The 25,020-nt window shown below is 34.3% G+C and carries 17 protein-coding genes; 11 read left to right on the top strand and 6 right to left on the bottom strand.

What is annotated here, in order from left to right; translation table 11 throughout:
• The first annotated feature begins 13 nt into the window (after positions 1-13).
• Genes AC3FI7_RS10880 through AC3FI7_RS10845 form a run of 8 tightly spaced genes read left to right on the top strand, consistent with a single transcriptional unit; the run spans position 14 to position 16,994 of the window.
• The gene (locus AC3FI7_RS10880) at positions 14-1,039 is read left to right on the top strand and encodes a type IV toxin-antitoxin system AbiEi family antitoxin (protein ID WP_238557197.1); all 1,026 of its coding nucleotides are present in this window, start codon (positions 14-16) and stop codon (positions 1,037-1,039) included.
• Entirely contained in the window at positions 1,029-1,868 is an 840-nt protein-coding gene (locus tag AC3FI7_RS10875; RefSeq protein WP_491462025.1) for a nucleotidyl transferase AbiEii/AbiGii toxin family protein, read from the top strand. Before AC3FI7_RS10880 ends, AC3FI7_RS10875 begins: the two co-directional genes overlap by 11 nt.
• Positions 1,869-1,870: 2 nt before the next feature.
• Positions 1,871-3,886 carry a methylation-associated defense system DNA methyltransferase MAD2 gene (gene mads2 / locus AC3FI7_RS10870; protein WP_238557199.1) on the top strand — a complete coding sequence of 672 codons (2,016 nt, stop codon included), beginning with the start codon at positions 1,871-1,873 and terminating at the stop codon, positions 3,884-3,886.
• A gap of 3 nt (positions 3,887-3,889) precedes the next feature.
• The gene (mads5, locus tag AC3FI7_RS10865) at positions 3,890-5,236 is read left to right on the top strand and encodes a methylation-associated defense system restriction endonuclease subunit S MAD5 (protein ID WP_238557200.1); all 1,347 of its coding nucleotides are present in this window, start codon (positions 3,890-3,892) and stop codon (positions 5,234-5,236) included.
• A complete protein-coding gene (gene mads6 / locus AC3FI7_RS10860; protein WP_491462024.1) occupies positions 5,221-9,348 on the top strand; it encodes a methylation-associated defense system protein kinase MAD6 in 4,128 nt (1,375 codons plus the stop codon). Before mads5 ends, mads6 begins: the two co-directional genes overlap by 16 nt.
• Positions 9,349-9,350: 2 nt before the next feature.
• A complete protein-coding gene (mads7, locus tag AC3FI7_RS10855) occupies positions 9,351-10,907 on the top strand; it encodes a methylation-associated defense system protein MAD7 (RefSeq protein ID WP_491462023.1) in 1,557 nt (518 codons plus the stop codon).
• Positions 10,908-10,917: 10 nt separating this feature from the next.
• The gene (gene mads8 / locus AC3FI7_RS10850; RefSeq protein ID WP_491462022.1) at positions 10,918-16,305 is read left to right on the top strand and encodes a methylation-associated defense system ATP-binding protein MAD8; all 5,388 of its coding nucleotides are present in this window, start codon (positions 10,918-10,920) and stop codon (positions 16,303-16,305) included.
• Positions 16,305-16,994, top strand: coding sequence for a PP2C family protein-serine/threonine phosphatase (locus tag AC3FI7_RS10845; protein WP_491462021.1), 690 nt, complete (start codon positions 16,305-16,307; stop codon positions 16,992-16,994). Before mads8 ends, AC3FI7_RS10845 begins: the two co-directional genes overlap by 1 nt.
• A gap of 468 nt (positions 16,995-17,462) precedes the next feature.
• On the opposite strand, the gene AC3FI7_RS10840 is transcribed toward AC3FI7_RS10845, so the two are convergent.
• Positions 17,463-17,825, bottom strand: coding sequence for a winged helix-turn-helix transcriptional regulator (locus tag AC3FI7_RS10840; protein WP_142724801.1), 363 nt, complete (start codon positions 17,823-17,825; stop codon positions 17,463-17,465).
• 93 nt (positions 17,826-17,918) lie between these two features.
• Between AC3FI7_RS10840 and AC3FI7_RS10835 the strand changes: the two genes are divergently transcribed.
• Together AC3FI7_RS10835 and AC3FI7_RS10830 are read left to right on the top strand one after the other, a co-directional pair.
• A complete protein-coding gene (locus AC3FI7_RS10835) occupies positions 17,919-18,362 on the top strand; it encodes a DUF3291 domain-containing protein (RefSeq protein ID WP_228451267.1) in 444 nt (147 codons plus the stop codon).
• A 150-nt stretch (positions 18,363-18,512) separates the two neighbouring features.
• Positions 18,513-19,655, top strand: a complete 1,143-nt coding sequence (locus AC3FI7_RS10830; protein ID WP_491462020.1) for a cytochrome-c peroxidase — start codon at positions 18,513-18,515, stop codon at positions 19,653-19,655.
• A 49-nt stretch (positions 19,656-19,704) separates the two neighbouring features.
• Here the strand turns inward: AC3FI7_RS10830 and AC3FI7_RS10825 are convergent, their stop codons facing one another.
• Both AC3FI7_RS10825 and AC3FI7_RS10820 read right to left on the bottom strand, forming a co-directional pair.
• Entirely contained in the window at positions 19,705-20,538 is an 834-nt protein-coding gene (locus tag AC3FI7_RS10825) for a C10 family peptidase (RefSeq protein WP_491462019.1), read from the bottom strand.
• A gap of 83 nt (positions 20,539-20,621) precedes the next feature.
• Positions 20,622-21,782, bottom strand: coding sequence for a helix-turn-helix domain-containing protein (locus AC3FI7_RS10820; RefSeq protein ID WP_343659427.1), 1,161 nt, complete (start codon positions 21,780-21,782; stop codon positions 20,622-20,624).
• Positions 21,783-22,011: 229 nt separating this feature from the next.
• Between AC3FI7_RS10820 and AC3FI7_RS10815 the strand changes: the two genes are divergently transcribed.
• The gene (locus AC3FI7_RS10815; protein ID WP_491462018.1) at positions 22,012-23,121 is read left to right on the top strand and encodes a heparan-alpha-glucosaminide N-acetyltransferase domain-containing protein; all 1,110 of its coding nucleotides are present in this window, start codon (positions 22,012-22,014) and stop codon (positions 23,119-23,121) included.
• A 71-nt stretch (positions 23,122-23,192) separates the two neighbouring features.
• On the opposite strand, the gene AC3FI7_RS10810 is transcribed toward AC3FI7_RS10815, so the two are convergent.
• The 3 genes from AC3FI7_RS10810 to AC3FI7_RS10800 form a co-directional block, all read right to left on the bottom strand.
• A complete protein-coding gene (locus tag AC3FI7_RS10810; RefSeq protein WP_491462017.1) occupies positions 23,193-23,546 on the bottom strand; it encodes a cupin domain-containing protein in 354 nt (117 codons plus the stop codon).
• 12 nt (positions 23,547-23,558) lie between these two features.
• Positions 23,559-23,984 carry a DoxX family membrane protein gene (locus AC3FI7_RS10805; RefSeq protein WP_142724794.1) on the bottom strand — a complete coding sequence of 142 codons (426 nt, stop codon included), beginning with the start codon at positions 23,982-23,984 and terminating at the stop codon, positions 23,559-23,561.
• A gap of 168 nt (positions 23,985-24,152) precedes the next feature.
• The gene (locus AC3FI7_RS10800) at positions 24,153-24,944 is read right to left on the bottom strand and encodes an AraC family transcriptional regulator (RefSeq protein ID WP_142724793.1); all 792 of its coding nucleotides are present in this window, start codon (positions 24,942-24,944) and stop codon (positions 24,153-24,155) included.
• Positions 24,945-25,020 lie beyond the last annotated feature (76 nt).

Genomic DNA, 25,020 nt, shown 5'->3' with positions numbered 1-25,020 from the left:
TCATTATTTTTGAATGTTCATTCCTACTGAACACTTAATTTTATTGAACAAAGAAATGTATAGAGACAATGATTTTGTTTATGAGGCTATTGCTTCCCTAGAAGACACAACAGGGCTTTCTATCACAATTGAAAGTGTTAGAGAAACCTATGATGTGGTGCTTCAAATTAACAATGAGACCTTTTATTGCATTGCTAAAAAGAATGCAAAAAATGCAAATTACGGCATCATTATGTCTTCTTTGAAGGACATTAATAATTCAAAAAATAATATTGTCATTGCTGATTATTTAACTAAAAAAACAGCAGAAGAACTTAAACAAAATAGCATCAATTATCTTGATGCGTCCGGAAATGCCTTTATTAAGACAAGGGATTTTTTTGTATATGTAGAAGGCAGAAAAACAAAAATCAATAAAAAAACGAACCAAACCCGAGCATTTCAGGAAGCAGGTTTGAAATTACTCCTATTGCTTATCTCTAATCCTGAAACATTGCAATTTTCTTATAGAGAATTAGCAGAAAAAACAGGAATTGCTTTGGGGTCTGTAAGTAATATCTTTAAAGAACTGGAGGAAAGCCATTATTTATTAAAAACAAGAAACAAAAGGGTTTTAAAAAATCAGGACGACATCACTGAACGTTGGATAATTGCCTACAATGAATTATTAAAACCCCGCTCTTTAAGGAAGAAGATGAGGGCGATAGGAAATGAATTTAATACAAATAATATTATAAATAAGAATAACATAAAACTCTACTTCGGAGGAGAGCCAGGAGGAGAACTTCTGACTGGTCATTTAAAACCCAAAGATTATATCATATATACGGACGAAGAGACAAGTAAAGTTGCAAAAGAACTGAAACTTGTCCCAGACGAAGAAGGAAATATTGAATTGTATAATAAATTCTGGACAGATAGTCTTCATTTGAAGAATGAACATACTGCACCTCCGTTGGTCGTATACGCAGATTTACTAGGAACCGGAAATAATAGAAATATAGAAACAGCTAAAATTATTCTAGAAAATGGATTATAACATATCAAGTGAAAAACTAGAACATCCATTATTAAAAAAATTATTGGATGAGCTAATTCCTGTATTTCAAAAATTGGAAATCAAGTTTTTTGTCATCGGTGCAACAGCTCGGGATATCATTATGGAACTTCACGGAGAAAAATCTGGTAGAAGAACACAGGACATAGATATTGCCATAGTTGTAGATAAATGGGAGGAGTTTTCAACTATAGAGAAAGAAATAATACAACTTACTGATTTTGAGAAAGATCCAAAGCAACAGCAGCGATTTTTGTATCTAAATGATTTTCAATTAGATGTAGTTCCGTATGGTGGAATTACAACTGCTGAAGATAAGATCTTCTGGCCACCAGACCAGTCTTTTGCAATGACCGTATTGGGGTTTGAAGAAGCAGAAAGGGATTTAGTCAGAGTTAAGATAGATGATACACTGGAAATAGATATTGTTTCATTGGCTGGAATTTTCATTTTGAAATTGGTTGCCTGGAAAGACAGGCATCATAAAGGAAATAAAGATGCGGATGATATGGGATTTATTTTTTTAAACTATCTAAACATCCACGAAGAGAGAGCAGCTACAGAACATTATGAAGAGGTGTATGAAATAAAAGACTTTACCACAACAAAAGCTGGCTCAGCTCTATTAGGTATTGATATTAACAACCTTTTGACTGACAATGAAGCCAACAAAGCAAAATTAAAAGCAATTATCGAAATAGAAATAAATGCAAAAGAAAACAGTGTTTTATTCAATCAAATACTAGAAACAAATCATATAAAATTTGATGATATACAGGATTGCTTTCAAATCCTCAACCAAAAAATATAATAATGGCAACCAATAATACAAAAGAACAAATATTAGAAGACAATCAGGTGATGTGTATTCTTACGGAAAAACCAAGAAAAGCAACATCGCAAGAAAACAATCTGCAGTCCATTATCCGTATGCTCAACGAAGAGTATGGTTTTGATCTGACCGATATGGAAAGGGATTTCAATATTATTTATACTGATCCTGACACTGGAAAAAATAAAAAACAAAAGATTGAACTCGTTATTTTTGAAAAAAGCAAATCACACGAGCAAAATCATATTATTCGAATTGCCATCGTACAGGACGAAAAGATAAAAGAAAATGATAAGAAGAAAGGTGTAACCATCACATTGGAGAATGCTCTTGCTGCTGTCGATAATTGCGAATTTGGCTTGTGGACAAACGGAACAGACATCAAATATTTACAAAAAGAAGATGACGCTGTTGGTTTTGATTATACTTTTTCTGATTTATCGGATTTCCCTGGATTTGGAGAAAACTTAGACGATTTAAACCGTGGCGATCGTTCACATAGTCGTAAGCCCGCAAACGATTCCTTAATCAAAGTTTTTAAGCGTTCACACGATTATATTTATGGAAACGAAGGTCGTAAGAAAGATGCTTTTTGGCAATTGCTCTATCTTATTTTCTGTAAATTGTACGATGAAAAAAGACGTTTTATGCCTCAGCCAGACGGTGTTTCTTATCGTCGTTATTTTTGGGTGGGTGTAAAAGAACAAAATACGGTTGAAGGTAGAAAAGCCGTTGCAGAAAGAATTAAGAAAATATTTGAAGAGCTAAAAACAGAAGGCACTTTTTCGGATGTCTTTGATGGGAATGAAGCAATAGAATTAACCGACAAAGGAATTGCATTTATTGCAGGGGAATTGGCAAAATACTCCTTCCTTGATGCTTCTGTAGATGTGAAAGGCTTGGCTTACGAAACAATTGTCAGTAATACCTTGAAACAAGAGGCTGGTCAATTCTTTACTCCTCGCAACATCATCAAAGCGATGGTGGAAATGATGAATCCAACTGAAAATACCCGAGTGCTCGACCCTGCATGTGGTTCGGGTGGTTTTTTGGTAATGGTGTTGGATCATGTTCGTAAACAAATAGCAGAAAAACTGTATCCAGAAATTACAGATGAAGTATTACTTGCTGCAAAATATAATACTTACCAAGTAAACGAAAGAGTTCGTGAATATGCCGAAAACAGCATTTTCGGTTTTGATTTTGATCCGGATTTAAAGAAAGCGGCACGAATGAATATGGTAATGGCTGGTGACGGACACGCCAATATCTTTCATGTTAATTCTTTGGCTTATCCTAACTGGGAGCATCCTACCGAAATTGAAAAGATTGAAAAAGCAATCAATCGGAGTTTAAAGGCAATGAAAGATGATGAAGGAATGTATGGAAATAGTGCGAGAGAAAAATTCGACATCATATTTACCAATCCGCCATTTGGAGCTAAAGTAAAAGTAGATGAAGATATTGCGGTTAATTATGAATTATCCAAGTATTCAAACGCTCCCGAAGTGTTGTTTATAGAAGCCTGTTACAATTTTTTGAAAGAAGACGGAAAAATGGCTATTGTATTGCCTGATGGTATTTTAGGTAATCCGAATACATTGCCTGTCAGAGAATGGATATTGGATAAGTTTAAAATATTAGCTTCGGTAGATTTAGCTGTAGAAGCATTTTTACCGCAAGTTGGTGTGCAAGCTTCATTATTGTTTTTACAGAAAAAATCTGCCAATGAACGCAATATTGCTCACGAAGGAGAAGAAGATTACGACGTGTTTATGGCAATAGCCGAAAAGTTAGGTAAAGACCGAAGAGGAAACCCTATCTATTTGCGAGATGAAGACGGAGCTGAAATTATTTTCCCAGTGGAGAACAAATATGTAGCCTATCGACCGGAAGATGGGAAGCCAATTGTAAAAACTCGTGTTGAAAAACAGCGTATGTTGGATGATGATTTGCCAAAAATTTCAAAGGCATATTTGGAAAATTTAAATAATTAGGAAATGATAATACAAAAGGTTAAAAAGCAACATATAATTGAATCGTTAAGATTCGATGGAAGTTATCATCTTTCCGATGGCACTTTGTATTTAAGAAAGTTACGAAAAATGCCACATCAAGAATTACAAAGTTTATGTTCTGATATTTTTACCGCAGGTAGAAGTAAAAGAATATATACAGAAAAAAATAAAGGATTTCCTTACTTGAGCAATTCAGACGTTGTTAAGGGAAATCCTTTAGAGGGTTGCAAATATAATTCTAAAAAATATGCTTTTGATGAACCTTCTTTTCTGAAAGAAGGGATGATTGTAACGGGAAGGGTTGGGGCAATAGGTCAAACAGCCTATATTACATCTGAATTAGAAGATAATCAGGTAATGGGTTCTGATAACATTATTAGAATTGTCTGCAAAGACAAAAATATATCGGGCTATGTTTATAGTTTTCTTACCTCAAAATATGGAAATACACTAATTAATAGATTAGCTGCTGGAGGTGTTCAACCCTATATATCTGAAGATATGTTGAAAGATATTCCTATACCTATCTTATCAGCAGAAACACAGCAACAAATTCATCAGCTTATAGTGGAGGCATCTGAATTAAGAGTTGAAGCGAATAGGTTGCTGGACGAGGCTCAAAACAAAATTACATCGAAATTAAATTTTAGAAAAAGCACAATTTATCAGAAAACTTCTATAACAGATATTATTACATCTCATCAGAAAAGATTTGAATCTCAATATCACAAATCTATCGGAAGCAATTATCGTGATAGAATATTAAATTCTGACCATATTCTTTTAAGGGATGCTTCGGAAGATATTTTTAGACCTGGTATTTTTAAACGAAATTATGTAAAGCAAGGAGTAGATTTTTTAGGGGGGGCTGATATTACTAAATCCATTCCTGATAGTGATAAAAAATTATCTAAAAGAAATACACCAAACTTTGACGAACTGACATTAAAAGAAGATTGGATTTTGGTTACTTGTGGTGGTACAATAGGAGCGTCTGTACTTGTTAATTCCTATTTGGCAACAAAATTAGCATCACAACATATTTTAAGAGTTATTCCAAAGGGCATTAAAACTGGTTATCTATTTGCATTTCTCTCATCAGAGATTGGGGTAAAAGTAATTCAAAGTTTCACTTATGGTTCAGTAATACCACAAATAGAACCTCATCATCTTGAATTGGTTCCAATTCCCTTATTAAATGATGAGATAATGAATCAAATTGATTCAGATGTTATGAGATATAAGCTCAACATAAATGAAGCTATTCTCAAAGAAAACCAAGCCATTGCATTAATAGAAAAAGAGATTGACCTATGGCAAGTATCATAAAACCGCCTTATTTCGAATCGGTCGTTAATGCCGGGGAAAAGAGATTATTGGATTATCTGGAAGTTCATCTTCCGGATAATTACTATTTAATTCCCAATGTGGAGATTGCTTCTACCAATCCCAAAAACAATCGTACCCAATACTGGGAATACGATTTAATTTGCGTAGCTCCGCATGGTATTTACAATATCGAAAACAAAGATTGGAAGGGACGTATCGAAGGCGATGACCATTACTGGTATCTCAATGATCGGCAAATGCCCAATCCACTTAAAACAGGTCGGCAAAAGACAGCGATATTAGCATCCAAACTCAAAGAAGCCAACTTTACTTGGGGGAAGGCGTGGATTCAAAATATGCTTACGCTTTCTTTTAATAACACTTATCCTCCTGTTATTTCCCACGAAGCTCAAAAGCTTACCTTCGGACTGAATAAAAAACTGATTGACTTTATTACCGATGCGTATAGCATCGGGAAATTAGGAGATGATATTGCTGACATTCAACAAGCAATAATGCAATTCTTAATCGGTCAACAATCAAAGAAATCTCCCGAACAAAAAAGAGAAATTGAAGGTTATGAAGTGTTGGAAATCATTCAGCAAGAACCAAATTTTACGGAATATCTAGTAAAGCCAAAAGGTGTTACTTCGGTACGTCGTAGAATTAAAGAATACGCCTTACAAGTAAGCGGTTTATCTGTAGAAGAGCTGAAAAAGCGGGAAGACAAAATCAAGAACCAATACCACGCACTCAACAAGTTAAAGGCAAAACCTTTTATCCTCAATGTCGAATTTCGTATTGACGAAGTCAATCATTTGTTCTATGAAATTTCAGATTTCTTGGAAGAAAATTCTTTACGTTCAGAAGCTCGTGTAAAAACCTTTACGTTCAAAGAAAAGATTGATATTATAACCAATGTGATGGTAGCTCTGAAAGAAGCTCATAAAGAAAGCATCTTCCATCGTGACATCAATCCTGATAATATTTATTTGAGTAGTGGCTACGCCTATTTGGGCAATTTTGGTAAATCTTATTTCATTGATCACAGCGAAGAAGGATATACCGTTATGCCGACCATTAACCAAAATAATGCAACGGCATATCATCCTTTGGAATTGACGGTGAACGATGCAAGTGCGGTTTCGGATATTTATTCATTAGGCGTTTTAATCTATTGGTTATTTACGGATAAAGAACCATTTAGTACACCTTATGACTTAGATAAAATGGGTGGTAAGCTGAAAGCGGATTTACTCCCAACACATATCAATTCCAATTTGCCTAAATGGATTGATGAAATCTGCTCACAAACCATTTTAACAGACGATTTAAAGCGAATAGAAAGCATAGAAACCTTACAGGATTTTATTGCCAATGCCATAGAAAGCAAATCTATTGCAGAAGTAGCTCCTGTGGTTGCACCTGTTGTAAAATCATCCACTTTTGAAGAATTAAAAGAAGGCGATTCTATCGGAACGTATTCTATTCACAAAACATTGGGCAAAGGCGGTTATTCCAAAGTATTCAAAGTAAAACACCGCATTCAAGATACTTTTTATGCTTTGAAATTATTCAATGAAAGTGTAAATTTTAGTTCTGTAAAAGACGAATACGATGCGTTAATCAATTTAAATCATCCCAACATTGTTCAATTCAAATGGAATGATGAAGCGGCTTCGGGACAGTTTTTTACAGTAATGGAATTTTTAGATGGGGAGAATTTAAGCATTTACACACGTACAGATGCCAAATTGCCTATTCACAAGATATTTCAAGTAGGTAAGGAAATTCTTTCTGCTTTGATAGCAATGCAGTCCAAAGAAAAACCTGTTTTGCACAGAGACATTAAACCACAGAACATTATTTGGGACAAAGGAGAACGTTTTGTGCTGATTGATTTTAATGTGGCTTCTTCCAATCAAACCAACAAAGATTTTGTTGGTACCAATCCGTATTTAGCTCCTGATATAATTGCTGACAATTATAAGGTAAACTGGGATTTATCGGCTGATACTTTTGCTCTCGGAGTAACTTTGTATGAGTTGGTTTGTAAACAATATCCGTGGCATCCATCTAAAATGCCGATGAGCAGCAGACAACCTAATAATCCGAAAGCATTTGAATCTAGAATATCAAATGAATTTGCTTCTTTTTTATTGAAAGCCATTGCTACTGATGCTTCTCAGCGTTTCCAAAATGCACAGGAAATGTTTGATGCCTTGGTTGCCATAGAAAATAAAATTTTAGAAGATATTGTCCCAAAAACTAAAGAGAGTTTTATTTCCGATGTTAATATAATTCAATACATCAACTCGCTGTATAGCCAATCGAAATATGGAAATTTTGGAACGAGAGTAAATAGCAATGCTCATCAGTTAGACGAGCAAACCTACACGCCTACCAAATTAGATAAAAGTTTAATTCCGGCTATTGTAGATGGACAATATAAATTGGTCATCATAACTGGAAATGCAGGGGATGGAAAAACAGCATTTATCAAGAAAATAGAACAACATACTTCAGTAAAAGATGTTGAACACTTCACCCATCATAACGGAGCAAAGTTCAAAATAAATAGTGTTGCTTATGAAAGTAATTATGACGGTTCGCAAGATGAGGAAAATAACATCAATAATGATGTTTTAGAAAGCTTTTTTCAACCTTTTGAGGAAGTGAAAGATTATGATAAAGCCACCGAAGGACGGATTATCGCTATAAATGAAGGACGTTTGGTTGAGTTTTTAACCACTTCAAAAAAACATCAAAAATTAGCAAAGCTAATTGAAGACTATTTCAATAATGAAGGGCATACAGAGCTTCCAAAAGGAATAATGATTGTCAATTTAAATCTTCGCTCGGTAGTAGCTGATGATTTAGGGACAGGAAGTTTGTTTAAAAATCAGGTAAAAGTATTAACACAAAAATCGCTTTGGACAAAATGTGAAGGATGTGAGCTGGCAAAAGATTGTTTTATCAAATATAATGTTGATACGTTAAACGATACAGCTTCTGGAGAAACGGTAATTAACCGATTGGAATGGTTGATAAGAACGGTAAGCCTAAAACGAGAATTGCATATTACAATGCGTGATATACGGTCGTTTATTGCTTTTATGCTTACCCGTGATGTTTCTTGTGAGGATTTATCAAAAGTTGAAGAACTGAAAAATACGGCACCTGAAAAATATTGGCAGTATTATTATTTCAATATTACCAATCCTAATTTAGATGATAGCGGTAATAGAGACCGTTTGATAAAACTGTTGCGAGAAACAGATATAGGAGAAGTTGCTATTCCGCATTGGGACAGAGAATTATTTTTCAGCAAGCACAATCCAAAAGATTACGTTGAGTTTTCGGAAAGAGAGCAGAATTTGTTAGATTCTTTTAACGACGAAAAATCATTTATTCCAGCACACGAACAAACTCCAGAACTCATTCGAGAAATAAGAGAAAAGCACAAAGTGTTTGCAAGACATCATTATTTCGAGGGAAAAACGGCTTGGTTCAAAGAAGATGAAACGCTTGAAGATAAAACCGAAAAGACCAATAAAAAAGGGCTAAAACCTTCCTATTTATTACGCTTACCTTACAAGTCGGTTTTTGATTTTGTTTCTATACTATCTCAATCAACTATAGATGAAAAAACAAAGCAGGTGATTTCCAGAGCGGTTTCATTAAATGAAGGTTGTGATAATGAGGCATTGGACAAAGAAAATTTAATCCTTGCCTCTACCGATGTGAAGGATATTCGAGGAAAATCGTTCAAAATGTTTCCTTTAGAGGATTTTGAATTGATTGTAAATCGTACCGATCATTTAATCAAATATCTAGAATATGAACCAGACAGTTTAATCTTCAGACATACAACGAATAAGCAGATACAATTGGCTATTTCATTAGATCTTTATGAGATGTTGTATTTTATAAAGAAAGGTTTTAGTCCGTCTTTGAATGATTTGAAAGGCAAATTCATCGAATTAATTGTATTCAAAAATTTATTAGAAAATCTAAACTACGATGAGATTGTGGTAACAGCAGACAACCGTTTGTTTTATTCCATTAAAAAGAAAAACAACAAAATTGCTATTAACAAATTAACCTATTAGATATGGCAATCAAATTAAACAAACAGGAAAGCACATTCAGAAATGAGCTTCTTTTTACCGCTGATGCCAAAACGATTAGAATTGATAATACGTTGGTCAACCTTTTTATGCTTTTGAAGCACGAAGGTATTCGTCCCAAACAACGAACCAGAAGAGGAGATAGTGTTTTCATTGAACTGGATAAACTCAAAAACATCTTTCAAAAATTAGAGGAAAATAACGAATTAGAAGGTTTTAACGAAAATCCTGAAGCGGTGGAACTTTGGTTACGTACCAACCTTGTTAATATGGTAAACCGTGGAAATTCGGAGAAAGAAAAAGTATCTTCATTAAGACCTATTCATTTGGAAAGTTATCGGGTACGGAACGTTCCGAACACAAGAGATTATTTCACGGCAGACCAAGTTTACCTGATGTTAGGACAAAATTCTATCGTAAAGGATGAGCTTCGGAATTTTTTAGCCGAAGGATGGGATAAAACAACAAACACATTGCTACATTCAAAAGAGTTAGATGTGGATAGTTTGGGTATTCTTTATTTAATCAAGAATGTTAATCCCGGTTTTTTGGAAAGTAATACAACCCTTAATAAGATAAAACCACTTTTAGAAAAACAAGCCGAATTGTTTTGTGATGATGTTAGAAGACTATTGGTGTATAAATCTAAAATCCCTCGAAATGTGCTGATAGATTATCTGAAAACAATTACTTCGTTTCACCTCTCTTTGTATGTGCACAAAGTTATTTATTTGTTGCCAAAAATGGTGGAAGAAGGAACTAAAGATATTGTTGATGATTGGAGTATAGTATTGGATACCACAGACAACTTTGAAAGTAAAGTTGCTTTCATTGCAATTGCAGATGCCGAGCGAACCTACAATTCCCTATATGAATACATCAAGGCTACGTTTAAAGTTAACAGCGTTATACAAAAACTAAAGTTAGATGAAGCTAATTCAGATAGCGTTGAAAAAGCATTGGACATTCTGAAAAATGAAATAAGCCAATACGAAACAAAATTTGAGGCTTATTGGGATATTGTGTTTCAAACACAGGACGAAGACGATAAAAACTTACTGGCTGAAATGGTAAAGTATGAAACTACATATTTCGACAGGTATGTAGAGTTGTTGTTAAAAGTGAGAGGGAAATATCAACATAAATCTTACATAGAATTATTGGATAGTTTATCTCAAAAGAATAACGAAAGAGGTTTTTTGGCTCAGGGAAGAAGCAAAAAACATCCCAGAAGATATGTGCTTGGTACCAGATTGTTAGAAGCTTTGGTTCAAATACAAGTTTTGCATCTCGAAGAGAATAAATTTATTACCCAAAGTTTGTCTATTGAAGAATTGATGAATAATCTGCGAAACCGTTACGGGCTAATTATAAATGGATTGGAAGAAGAACGTTTTAAAAATGTTGATATCCATACGCATTTAGCATTTAAAGAAAATGTAGAAGCATTCAAGATTAAATTGAGGCAGATAGGATTTTACAATGATTTAAGCGATGCTTACATCTTACAGAAAATAAGACCTCGTTACGAATTATCATAATTTAGAAAGAATGGACGTAAATATTTTAACTCGTTATTATCAATACATCATCGAATTGATTGTAGCTATATACAAGAAGGAATTTGAAGATGCAAAACCCGGTCACTGTATGAAAATTACAGGATTGGGAAATGAGCAGTTGTTTTCGCTTTGGAAATTGATAACCAATCATTTTGAGAATTTAGATACTTATATTGTTGATGAAACACTACAAGGGGATTGTTATATTTCTGCAACAAAACTAATAGAATTGCGTAATCAGCAGAAAAAACCCTTGCTCATACTTGTTCCTTCAAATAGCCGAACCGCAGCAGAAGATTCTTACGGTAATGCAACCTTTAAAGAAATTTCTTTAGATAGTATAGAACCTGTTTTGGTAAAAAAATTGAAAGAAAAACTTCCTATTGAGGTATCTGCATTTGTTAATACCATAACGAATTATGTAAATCCCACTCAATCAAATTTGTTAAGCTATTTATTAGCCGTAGAAGAGGAGTCTTTTACCAAGGAAAGTCTCGGAAAAAATTTATTCCATTTGGAGTTGTTTCCTGATTTAAAGTTAATTGCTGATGAAAATTTAATTCGTTCCCGACTTAACTTAAATACTACGAGCTGTAATATTCTGACATCATTTAATAAATCTGTCTATGAAAGAGTAGATGAACTTCAAATAAAGAAAGGAACTTTTCAAAAAGATTTCATACAGTTATTTAGAAATGGGCATAGTATCACTTCATTAAATGGTCTTGTAGAAACTGTTGCAAGCAAACATCCAGAACTTTGGTTTGACAAATGGGATATCCCGAATCTTAATTTTCAAGAAATCAAATTGGAAATTGTTGAAATAAGATCAACAGATTTTACTATTGAGGAAGGCAAAAAAGTTCTTTTGTCTGATGGTGCATCAAATTCCAAAGTTACTATCCGCTTTAAAACACTGCCAGAACCCAAAGATATTGAAGAATTAAAATATTTTAGAGTTGTTTTGATGGCTGTAGATGGTTTTTCGGGACAAGAGATAACAACATTAAGAAAGTTAAAAAATACCAACTCCAAACAATCTTACAGAGAAGCTAAAATTGAACTTAATGCCAATAATCTTGAAGAAGGCTCTTACTTCTTTAAAGTACTTGCTGAAGATGAATTAGGGAATGTTCTAAATGTAAATGATAATTTTTATGAAGATGCTATCCAAAGAGTTTGGGAGGAAAATAACCATTCTCTTGAGAGCAAAAAAGATCTGAATTATAAACTAAAATGCGATTCTGAAGATTTTGATTATTTTATTGACATCAATACCGAAAAAGAAGAAACAATACGCAAGGATAAATTAAATAATGTTCTTCAAGCATTCTTTAAATATAACATTGATAGATTACGACAAGAAGCAGCATTGGATATTCCTCAGCCAAGTGAACAATCTAATGTGTGGTTAAACGATGATAAAACAAAGTTGTCATCAGTCTTTCATATTAATTATTCTAACAAGCATAATTACCAAATTATTTTGTCTTCAAAACTTAGAATGATTGAAAATGAGATTCTAAATAATAGTAATCATTTTGGCTTTGTAAATACTGTAATTAGTAATAACAATACATCCTTAGGTTTACAAAACAGCGAGTACACAATCAGTAGCCTAACAGAAATAGCTCCCAAAAAGCTATTAGAATTACGAAAAATTGTTTTTGAGAAAATTAAAAAATCAAATGATGCTGAAAACGGAGTATTTGAAACTGTAAATCTATATACTATCAAAGAAGATATTAAAACCTATCTGGAACATTACAATAATTGGTTGGTAAGTCTCAATAAAAAAATTGAAAAGACCGATGTTTCTATAGGAGAAAAAGAAAATATCAAACTTCTATACACCGAAGTTCAATTTTTAGATACCGTAAAAGTAAAAACAAAATTGCCAACCGGAGGTTCTATTTCTGCGGTTTTATTATCTCCGTTACATCCTATTAGATTAACTTGGTTTATGAACCTAATAGATCAATTTGATGAATGGTTAGCTAAATCACTTTTATATAATGATCATCTTCGTGAATGGCAACAATTGGAGAACTTGTTTTTAGGAGAACTGAACCCAAGCAACAATCCGTTTGTACTGGTTGATCCAAACCAGTTTATAAATTATGAATACCTTGGAGAGTTAAGTTTTGGTTGGGGAATATATATTAATGCATCTACTCCTAATTCAAATGATTCACTTGTTCCTATTTCGCACCAATTAAAGTACTATTTCAGACATTTACTGAATATTGATTCTGGAAATATTGTGAATAATGATGTTAGTAGAGCATTGGTAGTAAAGCATATAAAAAACTTTTTAATACAGCACCCCTACACAGATACATTAATAATAAACCTATTTAATGTTGGTGATGCAGAAGTTTTTGCAGATGCGTTTGTTGATTTAAGTAAATATTCCGAATACTATAATACTAAATTTGAAGTTCGGATTTTTGTAGGGCAAGAATCCTTGATTGAACACGGATTGGCTCTAAAGGCATTGCTCAACCCAGAAACGAATATTAGTGAAGAGGCAGAGTTGTTTTCACAACCTTCTCAAAATAGGTTATTCCCTAAATTAAGATTTTCTATTAATAACATTGAAGATTTTGTTGAAAATCCGATTGTTTATAATGCTCATATTAGCTTTTTGGTCAATCCATTTGCTGCAAAAATTACTTTATACAAACCTTATAGGGAATATAAATCTACTTACCTAAATAGTTTAATTATTGATCGGGCAACAGATGTTGAGATGGTTCAAGAACCCCAAAGAATTACTTGGAATAATTATGTGAAAATAGAAAACCCAAAAGAGAACTTAATAAATAAACTATATGCTTCATATCAAGTTTTCACATCAGGATCTTTGGCAGCGCACGCTACAGATTCTATTCCTGCCACACAATTAAGTTTAACCAATAGAGATCAGGTATTATTATCTCATTTACACGAATATTCGGACTGGGTTATAACTTTTGACAAAAACTTAGGTCCACATTTTTTTGATCAGCCGTCTGAAAATGGAAAAACACCATTTCTGCTAGACTATATTCCAGGAGAGGAAATCTCAGGAATTTCTTCTTATCTTACAACGAAGCCCTCAAGTGAGATAGTAGGATTATTAAGTCCACATTTTGAATCGTTCGGAGTAGATATTAATAGTCCCGAAGGTATAAGTAAAATTCAGACCATCCTTGAGGATTTAAGAGCAATTAGCAGCTCTTTAGTTCTTCAGCTAAATTCTTCAAAAAGCAAAGCTTTTGAAGCCATAGGAACAGCTTTTTCTAAAAGAATTTTAGAGAAAAAAGGATTATTGGACAATGCGTTCCTGATTCCAATTGATTTACATCAAAATCTTTTCGAGAATTTAGATACAAATTCGAAAAGCAGAGCAGATAATCTTTTTATTTCTATCAATAAAGAGAAAAGAGAGATTAAAATAGCAATATTAGAAATAAAATGTAGAAGCTATTTGGGGGCATCAGAACGTGATGAACTTAAAACCAAAATGGTAGAACAGATTGATAATACAATCGTTGCCATTAAACATCATTTTGACCCAAATGATTACAAAAGTAGTGACCGCTTAGATCGAGAAATAAAAAATAAGGAATTAAAATCGCTATTTAGCTTTTATATAGAACGAGCATACAGATATAATTACTTGTGTGAAAATGCTTATAACAGTTATATTGATTTTATTCAAACCTTAAATAATGGATTTGAATTTAAATTCACTCGATTAGGTTTCATCTTCGACTTCTCTTTTGAAAAAAAGCATCAAAAGCAAAATATTGATGATAAGACCATCATTTTTACTTTTGGGCATAAATTAATCAGCGATATATTAGACCCAAATTCTGATCTGAATACCAAAAGATTGGAAGATACAGAACTTAATAAAGAATTGGTTTCTGCTTTTGAATCTAATAACAAATTAAAACCGTTTATACAAAAGTTTAAGTCAAAGCTTAAACCATCTTCTAATGAGGAAAAAGAAGAATATTTAACAAATGAAATTCAAGATTTACCTGAAAAGGAAACGACAAGTTTAATTGAAGCGTATGTTAGCGAACAACCAAAAAATACTGAAGTAGCAGAATCTAACGAAGAGGAATATAGTAATCATCAAACTGTACCTGAAAATAATGGCGAAACTCATACCATTCCAGAATTTGACATTATTGTAGGGAAGAATAGTGTTTCTGACCAATTTGGCATTATCGGTACGTCAATACACAATAAAAAAATCGCAATTGATTTGTCTGAAACCAATACGATAAGTTTATTCGGTGTACAAGGTGGTGGAAAAAGTTATACTATCGGTACGATTAGCGAAATGGTCTTGAAACAATTTTCAAATATCAATAAACTTCCCGCTCCTTTAGCAGGCGTTATATTCCATTATAGTGAAAGTATGGATTATGAACCAGAATTCACTTCGATGATTAATGCTAATACGAATCTTCCAGAATTAGAAAAGCTAAAGGAATTATATGGTGCTGAACCAGATGCTATTGAAGATGTTATAATATTAACTCCTTCTGATAAGGTTGAAGAGCGTAGAGAGGAATTTCCATCTATACAAGTTGAGTCAATAGCTTTTAATTCTAAAGAACTCAATGTTCAAGATTGGATGTTTTTATTAGGCGCAATTGGAAACGACTCATCGTATATCAAACAGTTGAAATTTATGATGAAAGAACAGCGTAGAAACATAACGTTGGATGGATTAAGGGAAAGCGTGGAAGCATCAGAATTACTTTCGAATACACAAAAATCTTTAGCAAGGCAGAAACTTAGTTTTGCTCAAGAATATATTGACGATAGATTTTTCTTAAAAGAAGTTTTAAAACCAGGACGATTGGTCATTGTAGATTTGCGCGATGAGTTTATTGTTAAGGATGAAGCTCTAGGATTATTTGTGATTATGCTTAATATCTTTTCAGGAGTCAAAACCTTTAATGGTAAGCACTTTAATAAGTTCATTGTTTTTGATGAAGCTCATAAATATATGGACAATAAAGATTTGACAAATAATATAGTTACTGCAATTCGAGAAATGAGACATAAAGGAGTAAGCATCATGATTGCAAGTCAGGATCCGCCTAGTTTACCCAACGAAATTATCGAATTGAGCAGTATTGTTCTACTTCATAAATTTAATTCACCTCAATGGTTAAAGCATATTCAAAAATCCTTGACCCAGTTAAATAGCTTGACTGCTTCTGATATGAGTGTTTTAAAACCAGGCGAAGGTTTTCTTTGGGCTTCTAAAGCATCAGAACAAAGTATAACAACAAAACCAGTAAAAATAAGTACAAGACCAAGAGTAACGAATCACGGAGGAGCAACAAAAAAAGCAACTGGAAACTAATGGAAGTAAAACAGTTAACAGGAATAGGAAAAAGAGAAACCAATCAAGATTTAATTTATGTGGATAAATTAGAGTCTGATGCTTCTTTTTTTCTGATTGCCGACGGTATGGGAGGTTATGAGAAAGGCGATGAAGCGGCAAGAATTGTTACTGAAAACATTTTCACCTTCCTAAATTTTGTCGGTAGCATCAACAAACAAAATATTCAACAAGCTGTTCAAAAAGCCAATTTAGCTATCAAACAGTTCAATAGTAAAAATAACATAAAATCTGGCGCTACAATAGGTGGTATTATTGTAGCAGAAAATACTGTTCATCTTTTTTGGATTGGCGATGTGATGATTTATCAAATAAATAAGGAGAATGTTTTGTTTCAGACCAGAAGCCATACATTGGTAAACAGCCTTTTAGAAACGGAAAGCATAAAAGAAGAAAAGTCTTTGGAGAAATATAAGCACATCGTGACCAGATCTATATCAGGCAAACCTTCGGAATCCAGTATTGGATATCAGCTTATTCAGTTTTCCAAAGATGATTCATTTATTATCTGTTCAGATGGAGTTCACAATACGGTTTCCCTTGAACAGATTCTTATGTATATCAATCAAGAAAATGGTTTACAGCAATTGGAAAGGGAATTCCTTAAAGATTCGCAAGATAATTATTCAATTATTACTATAGGGTTTTAGACATTTAAAAAAAAGTACTTTCTATGATGCGTCAAAAGTTAAAATGGCTTTTAGTAGAAAATTAGGTCATAACCAAATGATTTTTTTCAAAAAATGTAATATAGATTTGTGACAGGATATGTGTAACAATATTTTATTCTGTACCTTATTTGTACCATAATTTCGTAAAGTGTTGATTTTCAAATATAGTCATTTTTGAAGAAGTAAAATAAGTATTAATTAAACCATTAATAAAATATAGAACAATCCCATAAACAGCTGTTTATGGGATTGTTCGTTTTGATATTTATACCGGAGTTTTTAAGTGATATTTTGTAAAATTGTAATCTAATGATAAGCAGTAAATGAATTTGAGATTATCCTTTGTCTAAACACTAACATTTATAATAAACCCGCAGTAAACTTGTTTAGCGCGGGTTTTATTTTACAGAATATTTACTGCCCAGTCAAAAGTCTGAGTGCGCATTTTTAAGTATCTTTTTTATCTTTCAGAATCATTTTACCCCAATCATTGATGTGATCCAATAATGGAGTAAATGACAACCCCAAATCTGAAAGACTATATACAACTTTTACAGGAGGCTTTGTTCCGAATACAGTCCGTGTTATCAGCTGGTCTCTTTCCAGTTGTCTCAGCTGGATACTTAACGTTGTTTCTGTAATAAAAGAAAGGTCTTTCTTCAGTTCGCCAAACCTTTTATCCCCATTTTTTAAGTGGCATAAAATGACACCTTTCCATCTTCCTCCAATGAGATCCATGACGTAACTTACTGCACAGGGATAAGATTTTTGATCAACATTGATATAGGAAGTCTCACATTCTTTTTTCATTTTTTTAGTAGTATCTATATGGATAGTTATTTTATACTCATGGTACAGGACCTATTTTTACACAATATTAATCAGAATAAAAGAAATAAAAAAATGTACCACTTAGCACAAATTAATGTTGCCAGAATGATCGGGGCCAACATTGAAGACCCTGTAATGAAAGAGTTTGTAGACCACCTTGATTCAGTAAACCAATTGGCCGAAGAAAGTGATGGGTTTATCTGGAGACTGAAAGATGATGAGAACAATGCTACAGGCTTTAATCCGTTAAATGATGAGCAGGTTATCATCAATCTATCCGTATGGAGAAATATAGAATCGCTGGAATATTTTACTTATAAGACATTTCACGTTGATTTTCTGAGAAGAAGAAAAGAATGGTTTCAAAAATATGGAAAAGCTTACTATGCACTTTGGTGGATTAAAAATGATGAATATCCAGATATAGAGGAAGCATTGAAACGTTTAAAATATTTGCAGGAAAATGGTCCCTCTTCTTATGCATTTAATTTTCAGTCTGTTTTTCAAAATCCGTAGAAATACACTGTCTGCCAGTTTTTAGTTAATAATAAACAGTACAAATTATTTTTCTCTGATAATTTTTTCTGATGTTGTAGAATTCAACTTTTTTGTAGCAGCGATTAATAAAGCTATCTTTGTAATGCTCAGTATTTATCATTAAAATAAATGAAAGACAGATATATTGCTTTTCTGGCGGTTACCGGTATAATATGTTTACTAAGCTATACTTCTAATGATTCTACAGGATATACCGTGGAGGAGCTTCGTGCATTATATGGCAGCGGAGATCAGAGTAAATGGCCTGCTCCTCAATTATTTGATGAGGTGAAAAAGGACTTTCAGGATATCGGGCCTTTGTCAGAAATGAGCTTTCCTGAGGATAATCTTTATTCTGAAGATAAAATGGAACTGGGGAAAATGTTGTTCTTTGATCCGAGGTTATCAGGAAGCGGACAAATTTCCTGTGCAACCTGTCACAATCCTGAAATAGGATGGTCAGACGGCAGTAGGGTTTCTCTGGGACATAACAAACAGACAGGAACCAGAAATGCACCTACACTGATGAACATCGGATATGCCAAAACATTCTTCTGGGACGGCCGTGCAGCCACTTTGGAGGAGCAGGTGAAGGCACCTATTGAAAACCCGATAGAAATGAATCTTCATATGTCAATGGCTACAAAGAACATCAGTAAGATCAAGGAATATAAACCCTTCTTTGTGAAAGCTTTCGGAAACGGAGAAGTGACGGAAGAGAAAATTACAAAAGCCATTGCTACATTTGAGCGCTCTCTGATAAGCCCGCCTTCGAGGTTTGATCAATTTGTTGCCGGAAAGAAAGAGGCGTTAACGGATTCTGAAATCAACGGTCTGCATTTATTCCGGACCAAGGCAAATTGTGTTAATTGTCACAACACACCATATTTTTCTGATCAGAAATTTCACAATCTGGGTTTGAGTTATTATGGAACACAATATGAAGACCTGGGAAGATATGTTGTGACTAAAAAAAATGAAGATGTAGGAAAATTCAAGACCCCTACACTAAGGGAAGTTTCTGTGAGTAAACCTTATATGCATAATGGCTTTTTTCCTGAGCTGGCCAACGTTGTTATGATGTACAATACAGGTATGATGGATGAAACTTCAAAAGAGAACCTTATCAATGATCCCAAATTCCCTCACAAATCAGGTATGGTAGAAAAACTGAATCTTACGGACGATGAAGTTTTTGATATTGTAGCCTTTTTGAAAACTCTAAGCACCAACCGATACAAAATACACCCGGCAGTGTTGCCTAAGTCATAAAAAACTCTTCCAGGGGGAAGAGTTTTACATTTTAAATTATTGTTTTAATTTATTTCTGTATCGGCTCTATGGTAACAAATGCGCGTAAACGGATATCATCTTCTACGTCAATAGGTCTGAATAAATCATACCAGCCTGTACGGAAACCACCCGAACCGTAATTAATATGCACATAAAAAATATTGTTTTTTTCCAGATATCCGTCTATGACTGTCGAATGTCCGTATGTTGTAAAATTTCCCATATGAAAGTAGACGGGTCTTTTTTGGCTGATCTCTTTTTTGATGAGCAGAATGATGCTGTCTTTGTCTATTAAATGTTTGATTTCTTCTTTTTCAGCAATATGCTGCATTTGCTCCTGTGAAAAAGGGATCTTTCCGGTAAAGCTTGCATAAAAGGTAGCTTTACAGGTGAAATGTTTTTCTATCTGAGGTGCAGGATTGATCATTTCCAGGTATTTGGGAGTCCCGAAATCTTTCCCGATGGCTATAGCGGTAAGATAGGAATAACGGGCCACAGCATTTATGGTTTCCGGTTTGCTTCTGTTATTGATATCTGTTGCAAAATTCTTCCATTCCGGAGAATAATCTGATAAAGTATCCTTAATGAGATACCCTTTGGAACAGCTGTAGGAAACAGTACCTGATGGTTTTAAGCGGTGATAGTAAAGGATCTGCGCCAGAGCAGTGCTCCAGCATCCCAATACCTGTTTTTCAGGAGTGTATTTTGCATATACCCCCCACTGGTCCCAGTTGGTTTCCAACAGGAAAGGTGCGTCAATTCCAGCAGGCTTTTGTGCAGGAGTTTGTTCTGTACTGATCTGAGAGCAGGCAGGATTGGCAGTCAGTAAAAAGATGACGGATAATAAGTTGATAAGCTTCATAAGTGAGATTTTATGCAGCAAATAAACAGCATCCTGAATCCTCAGCCCACTCAAAACAGGTTTTGAGAGTGATTAAAATACTCTCATTTTACAGATTGAAGATATGTTTTGGGAGAATGTCCCGTATGTTTTCTGAAAATTCTGTAAAAACTGGCCTCAGAATTAAAACCGCAGTCAAAAGCGATACCTGTAAGGCTGAGATGCCTGTATTCCGGATTGTTCAGTCTTTTCTTTACTTCTTCCACGCGATAGCTGTTGACCCAGCTTCTGAAATTCATATTAAACTGAGCATTGATGGCAGCAGAAACCTGCCCTGTCGGAAATCCGGTTATTTTTGCAACATCCTTCAGACTTAATTCCGGCTCCAGAAAGAGATTTTGTTTTTCCATGAGTTCCAGCAATAATAATTGAATGGTATGAAAATATTCTTCATTTACAGGAGCTTTTATATCCCCATGTGTAACTTCCGGCTGAACTGTATTCACTGAGGTCCGTATGATCTGCATTTCGGCTGCAAGCAGAGTCCGGTATCCCTGAAAAGATAGAAAATAAATCAGAAGAGTAATGTATCCATAAAATATTTCCAGATAGAGAAATGAATTATTGAGCTGTAAAATATTGGATGATATAGAAGATAAAAACAATACAAGTACAAGTATTCCGGTTCCGATAAGAAGATTCCGAAGCCACGTCAGTTCCGGATAATGGGTTGAAGATTGACTGGTAAAAAGCCATTGCCGGTACATTTGTATCTTTCGAAAGCTCAAATACCAATAAACACCTGCTGAACAAAGGGCAAAAACATCTTCTGCCCATTTCACCGCATTATAAAACAGATATTTTTCAGCAATGATATCCATTGCGTGTATATCAGGTTGCATAAGACTGGCAGCATACACAATGATTGCATGAAACTGAAAGACCAATGCAGGAGCAAAATGCCACCATTGCCTCCGTTTCAGTGTAAAGTTATTTTCCGTGAGCAAACAAGTATACAGATAAAAAAGCGGCTGAATGAGAGTATCAATGGCCAGAGGAAAATAATGAAAACCGATATATTGCCACAATCCCAGCGTATGCAGCAATATTTTACTGCTTAAAAAAGCGAGGGTAATTAGTATAACGGACAATATTTTTTTCCCTGAAGTAAGGGAAGGATAAAGCCCGATAGCTATTGCTGCAGCTATTCCCTGTATAAAGCCTACGATAACAACTGTATCAAAAATAGTAAAGGTTCCGCTCATCTATAGAAAGCTATCAATAATGTCCCACTAATATACAGACTTCTATGATTATTTATTAACGAAAATTGTATCCCGATATTCTTTGTTTCTGTAATAACTGTTTTATTATTAATTGGTTATAATAAATTTATCAGTAAAAGATGTAATGTCGTTTTAATTTGTATATTTGATTTTATTTAGAATAAATAAAAATATTTTATCCATTAATCCACAATTTTCACTAAAAACTATGCAACAATTTAACAAAAGAATCCTCACTCTGGATTTAATAAAAGGGATAAGTGTTATCGGAATGATCATTATCCATACTTTATTGGTATATGCCGACGTAAAATCACAGTATGAAACAGCCATTGGCAGTTTTATTGTTTTTCTCGGAAGGGGAACTTCCATTTTCCTGATCTGTATGGGCATCACCTTCATGACTTCCAGCCATCAAAGTCTTAAAAGTGCTTTAAAACGAGGTGCTTTGCTGGTATTGGCGGGGCTGTTTATGAACTTCATGAAGTTTATGATCCCTGTAATTTTTAATTTTGCTCCTGATAATTTTATTCAGAAATACGGATGGCATGCGCCTATAGAACAGCAGTATGTATATCTGGTACAGCTAGGGGATATTTTACAGCTGGCAGGAATGTCTTTATTATTCGTTGGGTTTATCAGAGAATATGTGAAAAATAAATATATTATTCTGGCTATTGGTTTATTCGTTGCACTGGTATCCAGGGAAGTAAGCGGAATGAATCTTGATTATCCTGTGATCAATTATGTTCTGGATCTCCTTTTCAGCACTGATTATCCAGCATACGTCTATTTCCCTGTTTTCCCGTGGATGGCTTTTATCATCATCGGAATGTTCTTTGGTAAATGGTTTCAGGAGCTGAACTACGATAGCCAACAGATATTTAGAAATATGCTCTATGTGGGATTGTTGTTCATTGCAATAGGAGCACCGTTGGTTTTTCTTTATGGCGATTATCATTACAATGGTTTTTATCACATGGGACCTGGTGGTGTTATTTATTTTGCAGGCTGGACTTTATTCTTTTTATGGCTGATTAATACGATTACGGCCAATGTTAAGGAAAATGGCTTTATGCGTGTCCTCAAATACTGCAGTAAAAATTTAACCTCAATGTACATGATCCAATGGATATTAATTTCATGGGGAAAAGGAATTTTCGGATACAGACAACATGAAGTCGGTTATGTATCTGTGCTTATCCTACTGTATATTATTCTCACTTTTTCAGTACAGACTTTGGTGGATATCATAAGAAAGAAAAAAACATTAATCGATTTGAGACCGGTACCATCGGATAAAACAGTTTTGAAGTAGTAATTTCCATCTTGTCATTTAAAATTATAAAGCCACAGTAAATTTTTACTGTGGTTTTATTTGTAATAGATTTAAAGAATTTCCACTTCTTCCGGTACAACAAAAAGAATGGTACAACCCCGCTCAGATTTTACAGAATGTTTAAAATTGGACGGAGTATACAGATAATCCCCTTTCTCAAGATGTGCTCTTGCTATAAAAGCATCACCTTCCATGATAAAAAGTTCCTCTCCTGCAGGGTGATTGTGATAAGGATAGCTGGCTCCCGGTTCAAATTTTAATAGAATGCTGGTAGAACGGTTTTTTTCAGGATCGAATTTCAGAGACTTTACAAAAATCCCCTCATAATGAATACCTTTTTCAATCAAAGGCTGCCATTCTTTCTGTTCTGTTTTTACGATGTAATCGTGAATGTTGGTGTTCATGATATATAAATTTTAATTGTTATGGATATAAAACTGGTCTAAACTCCATTGGTAATGGGAAAAGGTACTCAGAAGAAAAGCTCCTGCACTAAATGCAAAAACTGAATAATCCAGAGGTTCTTTAATACCAAAAGAAATACTCATTGCAACAGCAAATAATAAAGTGAGAAGAGAAGCGCACCATGCCGTCCTTTTTGTCTGAAAACCCAGCAGAAGCAGGATGCCCAATGATAACTCAGCGCTAGTGGATAATACAGCAATAGCAGGTGACCAGGATTGAGGTAAAAACGAATTCGTTTCAGCAGCATAGTCTACAAATTTTTTCCAGCCGGAAGATTGGGTTCCCCAAAGGCTCAGCCTGCTTGCCACTGCCGACAAAAATCCGAAAGCCAGAGCTATTCTTAATAGAAAAACGGCGATATCCTGTTGCGTTTTCATACGTATAATATTTTTGGGTTTTAATTACAGTACAAAGTTCAGCAAAAGCTATTGCCTAAAGAATAGACAATTCAGGAAAAAGCATGTAATATCTGGGGGAAGAAGGAAGCCGGAGGATGGGAGTTAATAAGAGACTGTTAATTTTTTCTTCAGACTAAAACTCCTTTTTTACATTTCCTTTACTGCTTTCTGGTAGTCCTTGGGAGAGCGTGAAGTATGTTTTTTAAAGAAATTTGAAAAATAAAACGGATCGTTGAAGCCAAGCAGATAGGCAATTTCCTTTACGGTCAGTTTTTCATACAGTAAAAGCCTCTTAGCTTCAGAAATCGTAAGGCTGTAGATAACATTCTGAGCGGTCTTGTTGGTGTGAAGTTTTGAAACCTCATTCAGTTTCGCTTCGGTGGTTCCCAGAAGATCAGCAAAATCAGAGACCTGATAATTGCTTTTAAAATGATCCCTCACACTTTCAAGGAACTTTAAGAATAAAGCATCCGGTTTCCAGATTTCATCGCCATTGGCAATTTTGCTGCGGTTGATTTCTACCAGCAGCAATTCAACCAGGGAATGCACAGAGATCAGATACTGATAGGGCTGTTCCTGGATTTCTTTTTCAATGGTGTTCAGCGTTTCAGTGAAAAATAAAGGATTTTGTACAGTGATCATTTCATTCATTCCGAAGTGGCAAAAGAGCCCGTTGTGGAAAATAAGCTCAATATCACTGTCGCTTTTACAGAAAAAATCCAGGGTGAAATCCAGGGCTGTAAGCTCTCCTTCAACAGATTTTAGCTGATGAAACTGTCCTGATGTAATGGTTACGGTCTGTCCGGTTTTCAGGGTGAAAATATTTTCGTCGATCAGGATCTCAGCACTTCCCTGGCTGCACCAGAATAAAGTGTATCTGATGACCCGTCGCGGTTCAGGATATCCTGTCTGGTTGGAGTATTTTCTTATTTCAATCATTTTGGAAAATCGGTGCTTTAGCGCTGACTAAATTACACAATGTTTAAACAAATTTATAAAAATATGCAGTTATATT

This window comes from Chryseobacterium sp. TQ-BC-N36 (assembly GCF_058382295.1).
Note: the sequence above shows the minus strand (reverse complement) of the source record. Positions and strands in the feature narration are given on the sequence as shown.